Origin of the sequence: Empedobacter sp. GD03861 (assembly GCF_029840885.1) — a bacterium.
GTDB classification, from domain to species: Bacteria; Bacteroidota; Bacteroidia; order Flavobacteriales; family Weeksellaceae; genus Empedobacter; species Empedobacter falsenii_B.
In genome coordinates this window covers 1-3,002 of the sequence record NZ_JAOCDJ010000074.1, presented here as the reverse complement: position 1 = coordinate 3,002, position 3,002 = coordinate 1, and the positions used below count along the sequence as shown (strand labels likewise).

At 31.5% G+C, this 3,002-nt stretch carries 4 protein-coding genes; all 4 read left to right on the top strand.

Going from position 1 to position 3,002, the window contains the following annotated elements; all coding sequences use genetic code 11:
• Positions 1–140 precede the first annotated feature (140 nt).
• The gene (locus N5D03_RS14690) at positions 141–1,199 is read left to right on the top strand and encodes a ketoacyl-ACP synthase III (protein ID WP_280052090.1); all 1,059 of its coding nucleotides are present in this window, start codon (positions 141–143) and stop codon (positions 1,197–1,199) included.
• Between the two features lie 339 nt (positions 1,200–1,538).
• The gene (locus N5D03_RS14685) at positions 1,539–1,964 is read left to right on the top strand and encodes a cold shock domain-containing protein (RefSeq protein ID WP_115000942.1); all 426 of its coding nucleotides are present in this window, start codon (positions 1,539–1,541) and stop codon (positions 1,962–1,964) included.
• Positions 1,965–1,983: 19 nt separating this feature from the next.
• The gene (locus tag N5D03_RS14680; protein WP_125350434.1) at positions 1,984–2,175 is read left to right on the top strand and encodes a cold shock domain-containing protein; all 192 of its coding nucleotides are present in this window, start codon (positions 1,984–1,986) and stop codon (positions 2,173–2,175) included.
• Between the two features lie 90 nt (positions 2,176–2,265).
• Positions 2,266–3,002 (top strand): transposase (locus N5D03_RS14675; RefSeq protein ID WP_280052089.1); only part of this gene is annotated, 737 nt, incomplete at its 3' end.

The following is a 3,002-nucleotide window of genomic DNA, read 5'->3' as shown; positions in this document are numbered from 1 at the left end:
TTAATTTAATATTTTATAAGATATAATTTTGGTATAAATATAAAGTTTAAGTTAAAAATGTAACTTTATAGCAATAGTTCTTAAAGTTATCCCGAGATTGTATCCGATAGCAGATTCTAACTCTGTTATCTAAAATATATATGACAAATCACTTTATAGGAATAGGAAAATATATTCCAACCGAAACAATTTCAAATCAATTTTTTGAAGAACATCAATTTTATAATGAACAAGGAGAAATTTTAGACCAAAATAATGCTACAATTTCGCATAAATTAAAACAAATAACAGGAATAGAAGAACGTCGATATGCCAGAAAAGATCAAGTAACATCAGACTTAGGTTATATGGCTGCGGCTGCGGCTATCACAAATGCAAATATCGATGCCGAAACTATTGATTATATTATATTCGCTCATAATTTTGGAGATGTAAAACACGATACGATTCAGTCTGATATGGTGCCAAGTCTTGCTGCAAGAGTAAAAAATTTATTGAAAATTCAGAATCCTTATTGTGTTGCTTACGATGTTATTTTTGGTTGTCCTGGCTGGGTAGAAGGTGTTATACAAGCTAATGCATTTATAAAAGCTGGATTAGCAAAAAGATGTTTGGTAATTGGTGCTGAAACACTTTCGAGAGTAGTAGATGAACACGACCGAGATACAATGATATATGCAGATGGCGCTGGTGCAGCAATATTAGAAGCTTCTACAAACAATAAAGGAATACAAGCCCATTTATCTGCCTCTTATGCAAACGAAGAAAAAGATTATCTGTTTTTTGGAAAATCATATAATTCAGAAAAATGTCCGAATACCAAATACATCAAAATGTATGGTCGAAAAATATATGAGTTTGCTTTATCCAAAGTACCGTTAGCAATGAAAAAATGTGTTGATGATAGCACGTATAACATTGACGATATCAGTAAAATAGTGATTCATCAAGCCAACGAAAAAATGGACGAAGCAATTGTAAAACGCTTTTATAGTTTATATGATCAAGATGTGCCAATAAATATTATGCCAATGAATATTCATAAACTTGGCAATAGTAGTGTGGCAACAATTCCAATTCTTTTAAAAATGATTATGGATAATGATTTGGAAAATCACCAGATAAATGAAGGAGATGTGGTATTATTTGCATCTGTTGGCGCTGGTATGAATATCAACACATTTATTTATCAATTTTAACGATATCAATCATAATAAGATCAAAGTTCTAATCACAATTAGGTTAGAACTTTTTTGTCATATCGAATTCTCTAGGAATTAATACCATTTAATTCATTAAAACTTATTACCTTTGCAACGTACTTAAGAAGATATTTTGTCTTAATAGTTTACAATTGTATTCTTTATTTTACTTTTTTTAATTCACTAATTGACCTAGTCAATATAATTTTAACTTCTGTTTTCTAAAACGTATACTTGTAAGTTTTACTACATTATAATATAAATGTTGTTGGATAATTAATTCATGTTTTCTTAGGTTTTATCAGTATTAATAATAAAAAATCTATACAAACATTTATGGCAGATTCTACATCTAAAAAAGAAAATAGCAAAAAGAAAGCTTTAAAAAAATTAGAGAAATTAAACAAAAGAGAGAACAGAAAAGAGAATAACAACAAAGGAAAATCATTAGAAGATATGATTGTCTATGTTGATGTACTTGGTAATTTTACAGATGTACCACCTCATTTACAAGACAAAGAAGCCGATTTGCTGAATAATAAAAGATTAGAATCTGATAACAGAGATGTTTTTATAGAAGGTATGGTTGATATCTACAACGATTCAAAAGGTTTTGGTTTTATTAAAGTAGCAACTTCTAACGATAAAATCTTCTTCCACTTCAAAGAATCTAAAGAATTACTTAAAGTAGGAGATCAAGTGCAGTTCAAAAAAGAAATGTCTGAAAAAGGATTCAGAGCAATTCAAATATCAAAAAAATAAATTAATTAAATATACAACTATGCAAGAAGGAACAGTAAAATTCTTCAACGAATCAAAAGGTTTTGGTTTTATCTCTAACGCAAACGGAGGTGAAGATGTTTTTGTACATGTTTCTGGATTAATTGACAAAGTAAATGAAAATGATCAAGTTACTTTTGATATTGAAAAAGGAAAAAAAGGTCTTATGGCTGTCAATGTAAAAATAAAATAAAAAGAATCCGTCTCACAACTTGAGGCGGATTTTTTTTGGTTATAATTGTTATTTTTTGTATATTTATATCTGATAATCAGATATTTGTCTATGAATTTTAAGCATTACAATCAAAATCAGTTGGTTTTGTTTCCTTATAGTTTTGAGGATTTGATTCCCGAAAATCATCCTGTTCGGATCGTTAATGATATTTTGGAGAAGGTAAACATTGACCCGCTCCTGAAAGCTTACAGCAAAGAAGGAAATCCCAGTTATCATCCCGTGATGATGCTCAAGGTGATGGTTTTTGCGTATATGAACAATATTTATTCATCGCGGAAAATCGAAAAAGCGCTTCGTGAAAACATCAACTTCATGTGGCTCTCCAACATGAGCATCGTGGATCACAATACCGTGAACCGTTTTCGTACCCATAAACTTGAAGCCGCCTTCAAAAATATTTTCTCACAGGTGGTTTTGCTTTTGGCAGAAGAAGGTTTGGTGAGCCTGAAACAGGTGTTTGTAGACGGAACCAAAATTGAAGCACAGGCGGGTCGCTACACTTTTGTCTGGGCAAATGCCATCAAAACCAACAAAGAAAAAATGCTTCGTCAGCTGGAAGAGCTCTGGAAATACGCTCAAAGTGTGGCAAAGGAAGAAGATAAAGACCCTGAACCGCCGGAGTTCAAAGAGATCAGCAAAGAAAAAATCCGGCAAACGGCAGAAAATATCAATGCCAAATTAAAAGGCAGCGGGGGTAAAACCGATTCCGACAAAAAAGCCAAAGCCAAACTGAATTACATTAAAAAAAATTTTGAGAAAAACCTCGATAAATACGAAGCTCAGGA